This is a genomic window from Nonomuraea sp. NPDC004186, assembly GCF_053603495.1.
The window spans coordinates 1-13,818 of record NZ_JBSGFQ010000208.1; the positions used below are offsets into that span (position 1 = coordinate 1).

The 13,818-nt window shown below is 70.9% G+C and carries 19 protein-coding genes and 1 pseudogene; 8 read left to right on the forward strand and 12 right to left on the reverse strand.

The genetic code is table 11. From position 1 onward, the window contains the following. Positions 1-879, forward strand: a pseudogene (locus tag ACWEPL_RS62960) (hypothetical protein); the annotation flags it as partial. Between the two features lie 2 nt (positions 880-881). Here ACWEPL_RS62960 and ACWEPL_RS62965 read toward each other — a convergent pair. Beyond that, the gene (locus tag ACWEPL_RS62965) at positions 882-3,002 is read right to left on the reverse strand and encodes a hypothetical protein (protein WP_452442460.1); all 2,121 of its coding nucleotides are present in this window, start codon (positions 3,000-3,002) and stop codon (positions 882-884) included. Positions 3,003-3,168: 166 nt separating this feature from the next. Between ACWEPL_RS62965 and ACWEPL_RS62970 the strand changes: the two genes are divergently transcribed. The 7 genes from ACWEPL_RS62970 (at position 3,169) to ACWEPL_RS63000 (ending at position 7,787) form a co-directional block, all read left to right on the forward strand. Beyond that, a complete protein-coding gene (locus tag ACWEPL_RS62970; RefSeq protein WP_350735705.1) occupies positions 3,169-3,564 on the forward strand; it encodes a hypothetical protein in 396 nt (131 codons plus the stop codon). A gap of 151 nt (positions 3,565-3,715) precedes the next feature. Next, a complete protein-coding gene (locus ACWEPL_RS62975) occupies positions 3,716-4,618 on the forward strand; it encodes a glycoside hydrolase family 16 protein (protein WP_452442463.1) in 903 nt (300 codons plus the stop codon). Between the two features lie 64 nt (positions 4,619-4,682). Beyond that, positions 4,683-5,246, forward strand: coding sequence for a hemerythrin domain-containing protein (locus ACWEPL_RS62980; protein WP_363975063.1), 564 nt, complete (start codon positions 4,683-4,685; stop codon positions 5,244-5,246). A 163-nt stretch (positions 5,247-5,409) separates the two neighbouring features. Next, complete coding sequence (locus ACWEPL_RS62985) at positions 5,410-5,841, forward strand: hypothetical protein (RefSeq protein ID WP_452442465.1); 432 nt, start codon at positions 5,410-5,412, stop codon at positions 5,839-5,841. After that, positions 5,838-7,067 (forward strand): NRAMP family divalent metal transporter, encoded by a 1,230-nt coding sequence (locus ACWEPL_RS62990; protein ID WP_363975057.1) that lies wholly within the window; start codon positions 5,838-5,840, stop codon positions 7,065-7,067. Before ACWEPL_RS62985 ends, ACWEPL_RS62990 begins: the two co-directional genes overlap by 4 nt. After that, complete coding sequence (locus ACWEPL_RS62995; RefSeq protein WP_452442467.1) at positions 7,064-7,441, forward strand: hypothetical protein; 378 nt, start codon at positions 7,064-7,066, stop codon at positions 7,439-7,441. The genes ACWEPL_RS62990 and ACWEPL_RS62995 overlap by 4 nt, the downstream gene beginning before the upstream one ends. Continuing rightward, positions 7,428-7,787 (forward strand): hypothetical protein, encoded by a 360-nt coding sequence (locus tag ACWEPL_RS63000; protein WP_363975051.1) that lies wholly within the window; start codon positions 7,428-7,430, stop codon positions 7,785-7,787. The genes ACWEPL_RS62995 and ACWEPL_RS63000 overlap by 14 nt, the downstream gene beginning before the upstream one ends. 6 nt (positions 7,788-7,793) lie before the next feature. Here ACWEPL_RS63000 and ACWEPL_RS63005 read toward each other — a convergent pair whose 3' ends face one another. The 11 genes from ACWEPL_RS63005 to ACWEPL_RS63055 all read right to left on the reverse strand — a co-directional run bounded on the left by ACWEPL_RS63005 (position 7,794) and on the right by ACWEPL_RS63055 (position 13,642). Then, positions 7,794-8,123 carry a gas vesicle protein K gene (locus tag ACWEPL_RS63005; RefSeq protein WP_452442469.1) on the reverse strand — a complete coding sequence of 110 codons (330 nt, stop codon included), beginning with the start codon at positions 8,121-8,123 and terminating at the stop codon, positions 7,794-7,796. Continuing rightward, on the reverse strand, positions 8,104-8,343 hold the full coding sequence (locus ACWEPL_RS63010; protein WP_350735713.1) for a gas vesicle protein: 240 nt from the start codon (positions 8,341-8,343) through the stop codon (positions 8,104-8,106). Before ACWEPL_RS63010 ends, ACWEPL_RS63005 begins: the two co-directional genes overlap by 20 nt. Continuing rightward, on the reverse strand, positions 8,340-9,116 hold the full coding sequence (locus ACWEPL_RS63015; protein ID WP_452442472.1) for a GvpL/GvpF family gas vesicle protein: 777 nt from the start codon (positions 9,114-9,116) through the stop codon (positions 8,340-8,342). The genes ACWEPL_RS63010 and ACWEPL_RS63015 overlap by 4 nt, the downstream gene beginning before the upstream one ends. Continuing rightward, positions 9,109-9,528: a gas vesicle protein gene (locus ACWEPL_RS63020; RefSeq protein WP_363975044.1), complete on the reverse strand. Its 420-nt coding sequence runs from the start codon at positions 9,526-9,528 to the stop codon at positions 9,109-9,111. Before ACWEPL_RS63020 ends, ACWEPL_RS63015 begins: the two co-directional genes overlap by 8 nt. Then, positions 9,525-9,896: a gas vesicle protein GvpO gene (gvpO, locus tag ACWEPL_RS63025; protein WP_363975041.1), complete on the reverse strand. Its 372-nt coding sequence runs from the start codon at positions 9,894-9,896 to the stop codon at positions 9,525-9,527. Before gvpO ends, ACWEPL_RS63020 begins: the two co-directional genes overlap by 4 nt. 4 nt (positions 9,897-9,900) lie before the next feature. Next, complete coding sequence (locus ACWEPL_RS63030) at positions 9,901-10,164, reverse strand: gas vesicle protein GvpG (RefSeq protein WP_363975038.1); 264 nt, start codon at positions 10,162-10,164, stop codon at positions 9,901-9,903. Continuing rightward, complete coding sequence (locus ACWEPL_RS63035; protein ID WP_363975035.1) at positions 10,164-10,973, reverse strand: GvpL/GvpF family gas vesicle protein; 810 nt, start codon at positions 10,971-10,973, stop codon at positions 10,164-10,166. Before ACWEPL_RS63035 ends, ACWEPL_RS63030 begins: the two co-directional genes overlap by 1 nt. A gap of 2 nt (positions 10,974-10,975) precedes the next feature. Beyond that, entirely contained in the window at positions 10,976-11,383 is a 408-nt protein-coding gene (gene gvpJ / locus ACWEPL_RS63040; RefSeq protein ID WP_452442475.1) for a gas vesicle protein GvpJ, read from the reverse strand. Positions 11,384-11,401: 18 nt separating this feature from the next. Next, on the reverse strand, positions 11,402-12,562 hold the full coding sequence (locus ACWEPL_RS63045; protein ID WP_452442476.1) for an SRPBCC family protein: 1,161 nt from the start codon (positions 12,560-12,562) through the stop codon (positions 11,402-11,404). 5 nt (positions 12,563-12,567) lie between these two features. Further along, entirely contained in the window at positions 12,568-13,056 is a 489-nt protein-coding gene (locus tag ACWEPL_RS63050) for a hypothetical protein (RefSeq protein WP_363975029.1), read from the reverse strand. Between the two features lie 265 nt (positions 13,057-13,321). Then, complete coding sequence (locus ACWEPL_RS63055) at positions 13,322-13,642, reverse strand: plasmid stabilization protein (RefSeq protein ID WP_364257741.1); 321 nt, start codon at positions 13,640-13,642, stop codon at positions 13,322-13,324. Between the last annotated feature and the right edge of the window lie 176 nt (positions 13,643-13,818).

The following is a 13,818-nucleotide window of genomic DNA, read 5'->3' on the forward strand; positions in this document are numbered from 1 at the left end:
GCCGACGCCCGCGACGGCGGCCTGCTGGTGCTCCCGCCGCAGCAGGGCTGGCAGGCCGCGCTCGTGGCGTCGGACGTCATCGTGGGCGATCACGGCTCCGTCACCTTCTACGGCGCCGCCCTGGGCCGCCCGGTGCTCCTGGCCTCCTCCGGACGCGAGGCCGAGGAGCTCGACCCCGGCTCCCCCACGGCCCTGCTGTCCGGGACCCTGCCCCGGCTGGACCCGGCCGGCGCCGTCCTGCCGCAGATCGAGCGGGTCATGGCGGCCCACGGTCCGCACGACGACGTCACCGGACGTACCTTCGGCATGCCCGGTCAGGCGGACGGCCTGCTGCGGCGCCTGGCGTACCGGCTGATGGAGCTGCCCGAGCCCGCCGCGCCCGCGACCGCCCGGCCACTCGCCGAGCCGCTGCCCGAGCGCGGCGAGGTGCTCTCCTTCGAGGTGGAGGCGGTGGTCGGCGGCGACTGCGTGACCGTCCGCCGATATCCCGCCGTCCTGGAGCGCCGACCCGGCGGCCAGGTGCGTGACCCGCATCTGGTCGTGGACGCCGAGGAGGTGAACCCCCGGCTGCTGGAGAACGCCGCGATCGTGGTCGGCCGGGACCCGCGGCCGGGCTGGGCTCAGGAGACGCTGCGACGCTACCCCGGCTGCTTCATGACGGCCGAGATCGTCGGCGACCGGTCGGTCGACCTGACGTTGAGGGACGGAGAACGGCTGCGGGTCGGCACCACGCCGGCCCCCGGCGGCGATCCTGACCCCCGCTGCCTGCCGTCCGCGGTGTACGGCTGGCTCGTGCGGGGCCGGAGCCGGGAGGATCTCCGCTCCGGGATCACCGTCCGGGTGGGCGACCGGCAGGTGGTCGTCAACTGTGACGCCTGAGATCAGGGTCGGTCCACGGCGGCCAGGCGGGCACGCAGCGTCTCGGCCCTGGGCAGGTTGCCCGAGGCCAGGCAGACCGACAGGGCCCGCCGCAGGCAGTCCGCCGCCTCCTCGCGGTCGCCGCCGTCCTCGGCCAGCTCCGCCAGGAGCTCCCACGCCTGGGTCTCCTTCACCGGCACCCGGCACTCGCGCGTGATCTCCGCGGCGGTCCGCGCCGACCGGATCGCGTCGGCACGGCGTCCGAGCCCGCGTTGGGCCCTGGCCAGCTCCAGGTGGATCCGCCCCTGGCTGAGCGCGTCTCCGGCGGCCACCATGAGGGGCAGGGCGCGGCCGAGGGCGGCCGCCGCTTCCCCGTGCCGGCCGGCGTCCAGATGGGCGAGCCCGAGGTGGTACTGCTGCATGCCGACCCCTCGGCCGTTGCCCGCCCCCTCGTGGATGGCCGAGGCCGCGGCGAAGCTCTCGGCGGCGGTGTCGGGCTCCGCCTGGACGAGGGCGGCCCGGCCCAGCGACTCCAGGATCACCGCCTCCATCCTCGGGTCGCCGGACGCGCGGGCCGCTTGCCGGGCCCGTACGAGCTGATCCCGAGCCTGGTCGAGCTCGCCGAGCATCAGCTGGGCACGCGCCAGCTGGTTGCGCATCCTGGCCTCCACGGCGGGAGCCTCCAGGCGGAGCGCGGCTTCCACCCCCAGAGCGTTGGCCTCGGCGCAGTCGGCGTGATAGCCGCGATCGTGGTGCAGCGGCCAGAGCGCTTCGGCGAGCTGCCAGACGATCTCGTCCCACTCGCGCGCGGCGGCGGCGCGCACCACCGCCAGCAGGTCGGCGCGTTCGGTGTCCAGCCAGTCGAGGGCTTCACCGCGCGAGGCGAACGACCACCCAGCGCGCTCACCGTGGTCGGCCAGCCGCAACCGCCTGCCCATCGCGGCGTCGGCGGCGGCCGCCCCGGCCAGATACCACTCCGCCGCCCGCCGCAGCGCCGACTCCCGCGCCTCGGGCGGCTCCGCGCTGCGCGCACGACGGGCCGCGTGCAGGCGGACGAGGTCGTGCATCCGGTAGCGGTCCTGCGCGAACTCCTCCACCAGATGCGCGTCGAGCAGCAGGTCCAGTGCCTGATCCGGCTCGTCGTCCAGCACGGCGGCGGCGAGCCCCGGGCTGAACGCGCTGCCGGGCAGCACGCCGAGCAGCCGGTAGAGCCGGGCGGCGCCTTCCGGCAATCCCTCATAGACAGCCTCGAAGAACGCGTCCATGGACACCCCGCCCTCCGTGGCCGCCCGGTCGAGACGCCGTCCGGCCTCGGCCAGGTCGCGGATCAGCCGCTCGACCGACCACGCCGGGTGCCGCAGCAGCTGCGCGCCGGCCATCCGCAGGGCGATCGGCAGCCCGCCGCACAGCCGCACCAGCTCGACGGCGTGCGTACGCTGCCCGCCGACTCGTTCCTCCCCGAGCATCCCGGTCAGCAGCCGCAACCCCTGCTCGGCATCCAGCGGGCCGACCGTGACGGGCACCGCGCCCTCGGCGAGCAGCCCGCGCAGCTGACGGTGGCTGGTCACCACCACGGCGCTGCCGGGCGAGGCCGGGCACAGCGGCGTCACCTCCGCGGCGTGCTCCGCGCCGTCCACCAGCACGAGCAGCCGCGACCCCGCCGTCATCGAGCGGAACATCGCCGCCCGCTCCGGCAGCCCCTCCGGGATCCAGCTCTCGTGGACGCCGAGCGCCCGCAGGAAGGCGGCGAGAACGTCGCTCACCCCGGTCGCCCCGCCGTGCCGCAGCGCCCCGAGGTCCACGTAGAGCTGGCCGTCGCCGAAGCGCTCCCGCGCCTGGTGGGCCCAGCGCCGCCCGACGGCGCTCGTACCGACTCCCTTCAGGCCGCAGACGACCGCCACGGCGGGACCGTCGGCGAGGTGCCGGTCGAGCAACGACAGCTCGAGCGTCCTGTTGACGAAGCCGGGCGGCTCCGCGGGCACCTGCCGGGGGACCCGGACGGGAGCGGCGGGTATGGCGGGCGCGGCGGCGATGTTGATGACACCGACGTCCCCGGCCTGCACCACCGCACCGGTCACCTGCCCGGAGAGCTCATTGCGGACGATTCCGCCCCCTTCGGCGCTCACCACGCCCGCCTCGCCCATGAACGCTCTTCGCCGGTCACGATTCAGGAGTGTTCCCCCTCGGCCGGGACTCTCGGATCCGCACAGGGAAGCCATAACCGATCGGCATGAGTGCCCGTGCCGTGCGCGCTCGGCCCCGGTGTGGATCTACGCTCGAAGGACACCTCTCACACGCGAAAGAGGAGCGATGGATCCGAGTGTCATCGCCACCCTGACGGCGGTGGTCTCCGCCATCGTCGGAGGCGCCGCGGGCGAGGCCGGCAAGAGCGCGTGGGGCTCGCTGACGGCCCTCGTGCGGCGGCGGTTCGGCACGGATGCCGCCGTCACGGCCGCCTTGGAGCAGGCTGACACGAGGTCACCGGAGGAGACGACGCGGGTCCTGGTGGACCACGCGCACGCGGACGCCGAGTTCCAGCGATCGCTGGCTGACTGGGCCGGCGAGACGGCCCGGCTCCTTCAGTACAAGCACGACGTGAGCAACACCATCGGCGGCGACGCGCGCATCACCGGCACGGTCATCCAGGCCGGTGACATCTCCGGCTCCATCAACATCGGCACGCCAGGTCCGCCCGACCGGCGGTGAGGACGTAGCGGCAGAGGCGAGGTCTCAGGCCCGCGGGGCGGTGGCGGACGTGGCGGCCCATGGGGCATACTGAGTCCGCCCGACCATGATCATTAACCCGATTAAGGGCCGATCCGGCATTCCGCACTTCTCATCCCCGCGTAAGGAAGAAATGTCCGATCAGGAAATCAATCGGCGTACATTCTTGACCTCGGCGGCGGCAGCCGGCGGCATGGGCCTGGGGCTTTCACTCATCCCCGCCGACGCCCAGGCAGCCGCCACCCGCGCCGGCCGTAGTGCGGCCACCTGGGAGAATCTCGTCGAGAAAACCTCCTTCAACAGTCAAACGGCCTTCAACGCGGCGTGGAATTACCTTTATCCCTGGGACAGCGACCCCGACACCCACAATGGCGCCGCGCGCATGGAGGCCGCCCAGGTCTCCCTCAGCCAAGGCGTGCTGACCTTGAAGGCGACCAGGCTGTCCGCCTCTGCCGGGACCAGCCCGCAGCCGCCGCACGCCCCCCTGTGGTACCGCTCCGGGGCCATCCACGCCAAGCAGCGGATCATCGTCAACGACCAGTTCCCCGAGTACGACATCGAGGGCGAGTTCCGGACGCAGACGGGGCCGGGCATCTGGCCGGCTTTCTGGACCACCGGCACCTGGCCGGAATGGCCGCCGGAGACCGACATCCTGGAATACGTCGGCGTCAACGAGCAGGGCAAGGCCGTCAACTTCTTCAACACGTACTACAAGACAGCCGGCGGAGCGACCTACCAGCGTTCCGAGGTCCCCGTCGACAACCCCGACGGGTTTCACAAATATCGGGTCTGGATGTACAAGAGCGGCGACGACGTCAAGCTCGACTACTACTTCGACGGAAATTACGTGGACACCCACACCGGCTACGGCTGGGCCGGGGTCGCGCAGACGCTCATCATCAACCTGCAGATGGGCTCCTACGCCTCCAACATCGAGGAGGGCGACGCCGGCTGGGCCGACCAGCGGCCCGGTCCCGACGGCGACAGCTTCTTCCGCGCCCGCAACGTGTGGTTCGGGCGGACGCGCGCCTGGTGACAGCCGGGCCGCCGCAGGTTTCGGCCGCTGTCAGCGGGAATGTGGGCCGCGAGAGGAGGCTCGCATGAACACGCAGCAAGATGTGATCGAGGTCCTGGTCACCGACCACCGTGAGGTCGAGCGGATGTTCTCCGAGCTCGACCACATGAGGGGGGCGATCGGCGAGGAGCCCAAGACGCTGACCGAGCAGGTGGTCATCGAACTGGTACGGCACTCGGTCGCCGAGGAGCAGTACCTGTACCCGGCCGTCCGCGAGCACGTCCCAGGCGGCGCCAAGCTGGCCGATCAGGAGATCTCCGAGCACGCCGACGCCGAGGAGACCATGAAGCGGCTCGAAGGGCTGGAGCCGGGCGACGCCGAGTTCTGGCCCACCACGGACCTGCTGATGAGCCAGATCCGCGCCCACGTCCGCGAAGAGGAGAACGATCTGTTCCCCCGGTTGCGCGAGGCCTGCGCACCCGCGGAGCTGAGAGAACTCGGGGCCAAGGTGCAGCGGGCCAAGAAGACGGCTCCCACCCGGCCGCACCCGTCGGCGCCCGACACCCCGCCGGCCAACAAGCTGCTGGCGGCGGGGACGGGGCTGGTGGATCGCATCCGCGACGCCCTCACCGGCCGGGGCCGCTCCTGAAGTGAATCCGTCCCCAGGCCCCTCGGTGAGGGCCGGTGACTGTTCGGCGTCGGCCGGGGCAGTCCATGGTCATGATGGATGAGGGTCTCGTCTTACTGGTGGCCTGGGGACAGTATCTCGCCTTGCTGGGCACGCTCGCGTACGTGCTGTTGCGGCGGCGCGCATGAGGCGAGTGTGGGCGCTCGCGCTGGTGGGACTCCTGGTGCCGGGGTGTTCGAGTCCGGCGTGGGACGACCGTGACTACGAGCTGAAGGCGGCCGCGTCGGCGGAGGCGGTCGGCTCGACGGTCGAGGCGGTCCGGCTGGCCGTCGGCGGGGGCGGGCGGCTGACGCGACCGTACCTGACGGTGCTGCTGACCAACGCGACCGAGCAGGTGCAGGGCGTCAACGACGAGTTCGGGGCCGTGCAGCCGCCGTCGGAGCGGGCCGAGGCGCTGGGCGGGCGGTTACTGGAGATCGGCGAGCGGGCCGGGAAGGCCGTCTCCGGGCTGCTGGTGCAGGTCAGACGCGATCGCGTCGAGGATCCGGCCGGAGCGGCACGGGAGCTGGCCGGGCTGGGCGAGAGCCTGCGGCGCTTCCAGGACGAGCACGAATGAAGCGGTTTCTGGGCATCACGCTGGGCATCCTCACCGCGATCGGCGGCTTCGTGGACATCGGCGATCTGGTCGCCAACTCTCTGGTGGGCTCGCGGTTCGGGATGTCGCTGGCGTGGGTGGTGCTGTTGGGGGTGCTGGGCATCTGCGTGTTCGCCGAGATGTCGGGCCGGATCGCGGCGGTGTCGGGGCGGGCGGTGTTCGACCTGGTACGTGAGCGGCTCGGCCCGAAGGCGGGCCTGGCGAACCTTGGCGCGTCGTTCTTCATCCTGGCGATGACGGTGGCGGCCGAGATCGGCGGCGCGGCGCTGGCCCTGGAGCTGGCCACCGGCGTCGACTACCTGCTGTGGGTGCCGGCCGTGGCGTTCGCGGCGTGGCTGGTGATGTGGCGGGTGCGGTTCGAGACGCTGGAGCGCGTCTTCGGGCTGGCCGGGCTCGCGCTGCTGATCTTCGTCGTCGCGCTGTGGCAGCTCGGGCCCGACTGGGGGGAGCTGTGGCGGCAGGCCAGTCGTCCCGCGCCGCCGCCGGACGAGGGGCTGCCCACCTACTTCTATTACGCGATCGCGCTGCTGGGCGGGGCGATGACCCCGTACGAGGTGTTCTTCTTCTCCTCCGGCGGGGTGGAGGAGAACTGGACCCGCCGCGACCTGTCGATCTCCCGGGCGAACGTGCTGATCGGCTTCCCGCTCGGCGGGCTGCTGTCGCTGGCGATCGCGGCGTGCGCGGCCACGGTGTTCCTGCCGGTCCACGTGCAGGTGGAGTCCCTGGACCAGATGGTGCTGCCGGTCGCCCTCGGGGCGGGCCAGATCGGGCTGGCGCTGGTGATCCTCGGCGTGTTCGCGGCCACGCTCGGCGCGACGCTCGAGGTGGCGCTGTCGTCGGGCTACTGCCTGAGCCAGTATTTCGGCTGGCAGTGGGGCAAGCGGGTGCGCCCGCGCGAGGCGGCCCGCTTCCACGCCACGGTGCTCGTCGTGATGATCGTGGCGACCGCGCTGATCCTGACCAGCATCGACCCGATCATGGTGACCGAGTACTCGCTGGTGTTCTCGGCGGCGGCGCTGCCGCTGACGTACCTGCCGGTGCTGATGATCGCCAACGATCGGGACTACATGGGGGACAAGGTGAACGGCGTCTTCTCCAACACCCTGGGCACGGTCTTCATGATCCTCCTCGTCGCGGTGTCGATCGCCGCCATCCCCCTCATGCTGGCCACGAAGGCGGGCCAATGACGAGGGCACGCGTCCTGCACGCGCAGTTGCACCTGCTCGACCGGCAGGTCGTGCACGACCGCGACGGCCGTCTGGTGTGCAAGGTCGACGATCTGGAGCTGGCCTTCGACGAGCAGGGCCGCCCGTACGTCACCGCCATCCTGACGGGCCCGCTCGCGCTCGGGCCGCGCATCGGAGGAGTGCTCGGCAGGCTCATGACAGGCGTCGCCCGCCTGCTCGGCGCCCAGGCCCCGCCCCGCATCCCCATGGCGGACGTCAGCCGCGTCGCCAGTGCCGTGCACGTCGGCGGCGACCTGACCCGGCCCGCGCTCGAACGCTGGGTCCGCACCCACCTCATCGAACCCATCCCCGGAGCCTGGCATGAGACTGAGTGACCTGCTCGCCCGCCCGGTCCGCGACAGCTCGGGCCGGGCCGTCGGCCAGGTCGCCGACGTGCGCCTGGTGCAGGACGGGCCACTGCTCCGGCAGGTCCACCACGCCTTCCGCGTGGCCGGCCTGATCGTCGTGACCCGCCACACCGGACGGCTGTTCGGCTACGAACGGGGCCCGGCCATCAAGGGCCCCTGGCTGGTCAGGGCCCTGCTCAGGGTGCTGCACCGCCACACCCGCTACGTCCCGTGGGAGCACGTCGAAAGGATCGACGACCTCGGCGTCCTGCTCCGCGTGCCCCTGCGCGAGCTGACCTCGGTCCATGACCTCTACCGCGAGAGCGGCCCCTGAGCCGGGTCAGCGGTCCTCGGGGAGGAGCGTGCCGAGCGGCCCGAGGTCGAGGTTCAGGTCCGACGGCGACAGGTCGAAGCGCTCGCACAGCTCCGTCATGGCCTCCTCGAGCCGCATCAACGTCACGCCCAGCACCTCGACCTGCTCGTCCGACAGGTCGCCCTGCTCCATCCGCCGCACGCACTGCCTCTCCACGAGCTGGCGCACGAGCTCGACCAGGGTGAGGACGAGGCGCGACAGGTCACGTTCGACCGCTTCGCGGTCGGCTTCGATGCGCAGGCGGCTGGATCGCGCCTCCCGCACCCGGGTGGCCGGCTCATCTCCAGAGCTCACCATCGACGCCCCCGAAAGTGTCGGATTCGCGCACCGACATGATCAGCGCGCGGACGGAGATGCGTACCAGGTCGATGTCCGCGATGGACAGGACGAGATCCCCGCTCACCACCACGCCGCCGGCCAGCAGCCGGTCCAGCAGGTCGACCAGCGCCACCCGCTCCGCCGGCAGGCGCTCCTCCGCGGCCAGGACGGCGCCGCGCGGTGGCGCGTCGTGGGTCATCGCGGGCCTCCCTCCTCCAGAACCGTGAACGAGTAGGGGGCCCAGGGGCCGGTGAGCTCCAGCTCGATCCCCTGCCCGCGCAGGTCGTCCAGGGTCCGCGCGAACTCCTCCGCGCGCTCCTCGTCGACCAGGTAGGCGCCGTTGAGGACCATCCACTCGTCCCTGCCGGAAAGCTGCGGGTCCTGCGCCCGATGCCGCCGGCTCGCGACCGCGACGCACCTGAGGACGTCGTGGATGCGCTCGGCCCGCGCCCCCGCGTCCCGCCACGACTCCTCGCGGGTGCGCAGGCTCGCCTGGCGCCGCTTGAGGTAGGCGGTGCCGGGACTGGCCGGCTCCTCGCTGCTCGTCTCGGGCGCCACCGGGGCGGTCTCGGTCTTCACCACGTACGCCTTCACCCCCCACTCCTGCCGGCCCGCGACGCGGGTGAGCGTGTCGGCGAAGTCGTCGTGCCGTTCCTCCAGCAGGCGGCGGACCTGCTCCTCGCCGCTGTAGACCGTGACGAGGCGCACCGGCGCGACCGGCCCCAGCCGCGCCACCGCCTCCACCACGCGGTGGTGGGCGTGGGCGGTCGCGCCCAGCCAGTCGAGGTCCTCCATGGATCGCCGCAGCGGCTCCTCGCCGAACTGGTCCAGCGGGACGGTGCTCACGTACGCGACCAGGCCGGACTCGGCGATGGCCCGCACGTCCCGGCCGGCCACCCCCTTCAGGCCCTCCGGGCAGGGGACGGCCACGTCGCTCGCCACGGCGTAGAGGTACGTACCGGCGTCATCCACCGCGCTGTCCCCTTCTGACCGGCCGCTCCTCGACCTCCTCGGCCTCGATCTCGCCCTCGATCGGCTCGATGGCGCGGCGCCGCGGCCGGCCCTCCTCCAGGGCCGCGATCCGGTCGCGCAGCCGGCGGTTCTCCTCGACAAGGGCCCTGTCCTTGCCGGTGAGCCAGGGATCGTGCTCCCACCAGTCGATGCCCATCTCCCTGGCGGTGTCGACCGAGGCGATGATCAGCCGCAGCTTGATCGTGAGCAGCTCGATGTCCAGCAGGTTCACGCGGATGTCCCCGGCGATCACCACGCCCCGGTCGAGGACCCGTTCGAGGATGTCGCCCAGGTTGGCCGGTTCGCGACCCGAGGACACCGAGGACGGGTAGGACTGGCGTCCCACGACCCCCGGCCGGTACTGCTCGGTCATCGCGACTCCTCCACGTAGTCGCCGCTGCCGCGCCGGTAACGCCGCAGCCTCCGGTAGGAGAGCAGATCGCCCTCCGTGTCCAGTTCGGCCTCGTAGAGTGCGAGGATGTCGCCGGAGGAAGGGACGCGGCGGTCCTCGACGACCTCGACGTTGACCAGCCACCCGTCGTCCTCGGGCTTCACCCGGGTCACGCCCTCCGTCTCCCTGCCGGTCAGGTCCGCGATGTGCTGCAACCCGAACCCACCTGCGGTCACGGCGGACAGGCCACGAGGGCGGCGCTTCGGCCGTTCGGCGGTGTCGCGGGCGGGGTCTCTCGAACGCGCCGGAGGCGGAACCCCCTCCTCGCGAGCCCTTCGCCTCTCAGGCACAGGATCACCTCCCCTCGTCCCGCCGCGCCGGCTCGACCCGACCGGGGCCGCCCATCATCCCCTGCAGGACCTCCTGCGTCTCCAGGGCCTCCTCCTCCTCGGAGATCAGGCCGGCGGCCCGGGACTCCTCGATCTCCTCCAGCCGGTGCCTGACCACCGTCGGATCGCGCAGCTCGCGCTCGACCTCTTCCTGGATCAGCTCACCGAGCCGGATCACGCCGTGCAGCGGCGCCAGCGGCCAGCCGAAGACGAGGCTGAGCAGGCCCATCAGCCGCCGCCCTCCCCGGCGCTCACCACGAAGTCGTACGGCGCCAGCGGGCCGTGCAGCTGCAGCTCGATCCGTCCCGCCCACAGCCTGGAGTACTCCTCCACCGCCTCCTCCAGCGTGTCCCGGCGGTCGCTCTCGACCAGGAGCGCCAGGTGGACGGCGTCCCGCTCGTGGGACGGCTCGCGTACGACGGTGAAGACGCTGAGCGGGGCGAGCCGGTCGAGGATGGACTCGGTGTCGGCCTCCCGTTTGGCGCTGACCGCCTGGTTGACGACCTCACCCAGCCGGATGCGCGCCTCCCTGGTCGCGGCCTCGGGCTTGCCCCGGATCTCGTCGCGCAGCTGGGCCGCCTCGACGTTCTCGTTCAGCACCTCCATGAGCACCGCCCGCTCGTCGTAGCGTCCCTTGACGACGAACTCGGCCCGTCCCTCCAGCTCGTCGAGGGCGGCGAGGAACTCGTCGTGATGCGGGGCCAGCAGCTCGTCCACCACCGCCTCCCGGTTCGTCAGCACCGCGCCGAACCGGAGGGGAAGCACGGGAACCTCGGCGGCGGTGGCGTCCAGCAGTTGCTGGTGCGCCACGAGGTCGTCGGGCGTGCCCAGCGGGCCGGCGACCGCCACCTCGCTCACCAGGGCGCCGATCTTGCCGTGCCGTACGAGGCGCACGGGGGCGGCGCCCACGCCGCGCGCGTCGTCGGAGACCTGGACGTCCTCAGGCACGATCCCGTAGACGTAAGTGCTGAGGTCCCGATCCAGGGGTGTGCGCTCCTCCTCGGCCGAGGAGGGAACGGTGTCGACAGACTCGGCCATGGTCAGCCTTCCTCCCTCCGGCTGCGCCGGGCGGGCCGGCGTTCGGTGTCCTCGGTGAGGTCGCCGACCAGCTCGTGCAGCTTGTCCCCTGCGGCCTCCAGCACCCCTTGCGTGATGTCCTTGGTCCTGTCGCCGATCTGGCCGCCCTTCATCTCCTGCATGACCTCCGGCAGCCCCTGGCTCTGTTCGGCGAGATCCAGCCGGTTCACGGCCTCGGCGAAGCGCAGATACGTGTCGACGCTGGCGATCACGATGCGCGCGTCGACGGTCAGAATCTCGATGCCGATCAGTGAGACCCGGACGTAGGCGTCGATCACGAGTCCCTTGTCGAGGATCGTGTCGATCACGTCCGCCAGACCCGTCGGGGTCGGACGTTCCGCCATTCCGCCCGCCGCGGGTTGTACAGTCATTTCCTCGCTCCTCGAGCGTCACCCGCGTCGGGTCGCCACCCTGCGGCGCACCGGCCGCCGGGGCTCTTCCTCCTCTTCCGCGGGACGCCGTCGCACCGGACGCCGGGCGCCCTGGCCCCTGCCGGTCTCGGCGCGGCGACGGGTTCTCTCTTCCTCTTCCTTTTCCTCTTCTTCTTCCGGCTCCTCCTCGTATTCTTCTCCGGGCTCCTCTTCCTCCTCGTATTTGCCTTCCGGCTCCTCTTCCCGCTCTTCTTCTTCGGGTTCCCGCTCTTCTTCTTCGGGCTTCTCGGCCTTCTCGAATTCCTCTTCCGGCCGCTCCTCTTCTTCTTCGCCCTGCTCCTCCTCGACGGCGTCCTGGTGCGACTTGACCACCTTGCCGTCGTGGATCACACCACGCCAGCCGTCTTCCTCCACCTCTTCCGGATGCAGCATCGTCTGCGTCATCACGTGCCGCCGGAAGTGCTTGAACTCCAGACGCGCCCGCCTGCCCTGCGCCCGCCAGATGTTGCCGACGCGCTCGAACAGGCCCTGCGGGTGATACTCGAGGACGAGCAGGACGCGGGTGAGGTCGGGAGTGACGGCGTGGAAGGTCACCGCGCCGTCGACGAAGCCCTTGGGCCCCTTCGACCGCCAGATGATCCGCTGGTCGGGCACCTGCTCGACGATGTGCGACTCCCAGTTCCGATGGGACCAGAAGATCTGCGCCTTCCAGTTGACCTTCTGATCGGACTCCTGGTCGACGTTCTCCACCTTTTTCATGTAGCCCGGGAAAGCCTCGAACTGGGTCCACATGTTATAGACGATCCGGATCGGAGCACCCACATCAATCGATTCGACGATGTTGGTGATCCGCGTCTTCCCGGCCTTTTTCCCCTTCTTCCCCAGCCCTTTAACCGTCTCCTTGACGGCTTCTCCCGCCCCGGCCAGCATCGATTTCCCGAGGATTTTCCCGGGACTCAGGCCCTCCGATCCCGTGATGGCGCTCAACAGTCCGGTTCCGCCGCCCTCCGCGACATCGTTGAGCCTGCCCGTCATGCCTTCGAGCCGATCGGTGAGAGACGACAGCGCCCGCTCCACCAGAGCCTGGACCAGCTTCTGCGCGCCCTCCATGAGGAGATCCTTCGGCAGCACTTCCTGGGCTACCTTCTGGACCGGCCCGGCCTTGCTCTCCTGCGCCATCGATCTCACCTCCGCCCTCTGCGCACAGGCGGGACGGACGGCACCCGCCCGGCTCTCGGCCGCCGCACGCGGGGCTTCTCCTCCTCCGGAGGTTCCTCGTCGTACGCTTCCTCGCCGTACTCTTCCTCGCCGTACTCTTCCTCGTCTTCCGGCTCCTCCTCCGCGGCACGCGGGCGCCCCGCCTGCCGCATCGACTCGGCTCGCCCGTGCAGCTTCTCGGTCAGGGAGTCGATCTGCCTGCTCGTCGCGGCGACGGCGGCCGCCTTGCCGACCTCAAGCAGTTCTCCGCGCAGCCTGCCGGTGAGTTGCTCGATCTCCGGGGACGAGCCGAGAATCTTCAGCCCTTGCCCCAGGAGGCCCCCGCCACCATCGCTCTTTCGCAACGCACCGGCCACCCCAGCCGCCGCCAGGGCGGTCGCCCAGCGCAGCTTGCGACGCCGGCCCAAGTAATAGCCTGCGGCGAGAGCCAGCGCCACTCGGCACCTGTCCTTCATGACCAGCCCTCCTCACTCGGCTGACCTGATCGGTCCCTCCCTGCCCGTGAAGCGGACACGGAAACACATAAACCCCAAAAATGGACAGAGCTTCGTTCGGCTGGCGACGATTACTCTACGTGAAAATAGAAATACGCAGACGTATCACGCATGGGGGTTCGTGCGATCACGATCAGGGTGGAGGGGGGTTCGGTGCCTGGAGTGACGCGGTTGACGCCCTGCCGGAACACCGCGGGGGCCTGCAGTTCCCCGGCAGGGCGTCCGGTCAACCGAGAGCCTTCTCCAGTTGTGCCTTGCTCATCTTGGAGCGGCCCTTGATGTTGCGGCGCCTGGCCTCCTCGTAGAGCTGATCCCGCGTACGGCCGCCCGCTCCGGAGTGCGAGCGCAGCCCTCCGCGCCGGCTCGAGGAGATGTCCTGAGTCGAGGTACGGCTGGCGGTCCGAGACTCACCGGCCCTGGCGCGTTCCTTGTTCACGGTCCGGGCGGCGATCTCCTTGGCCCGCTTGGTGCTTTCGCCCCGCTTCTTGGCGCTGTTCTTGATGTGCTCGTACTGTCGTTCCCGTTTCCGGCTTGATCCGCGAGGCATGTTTCCCCCTTTGCCCGATGTTCGCGGTTGGCGTGTTCGCCATCTACCCAGCTGAAAGCCACGAAACGAACCGGCCGCGCCTCCCGGGCGGGGGGCCCAAGTTTATAAAGAAAAAGGCCGCGATCGCCGTGCTGGCCGGCGCGCTCCAGGGGGGCCCCGTGGGCGCCGGCGCCCAG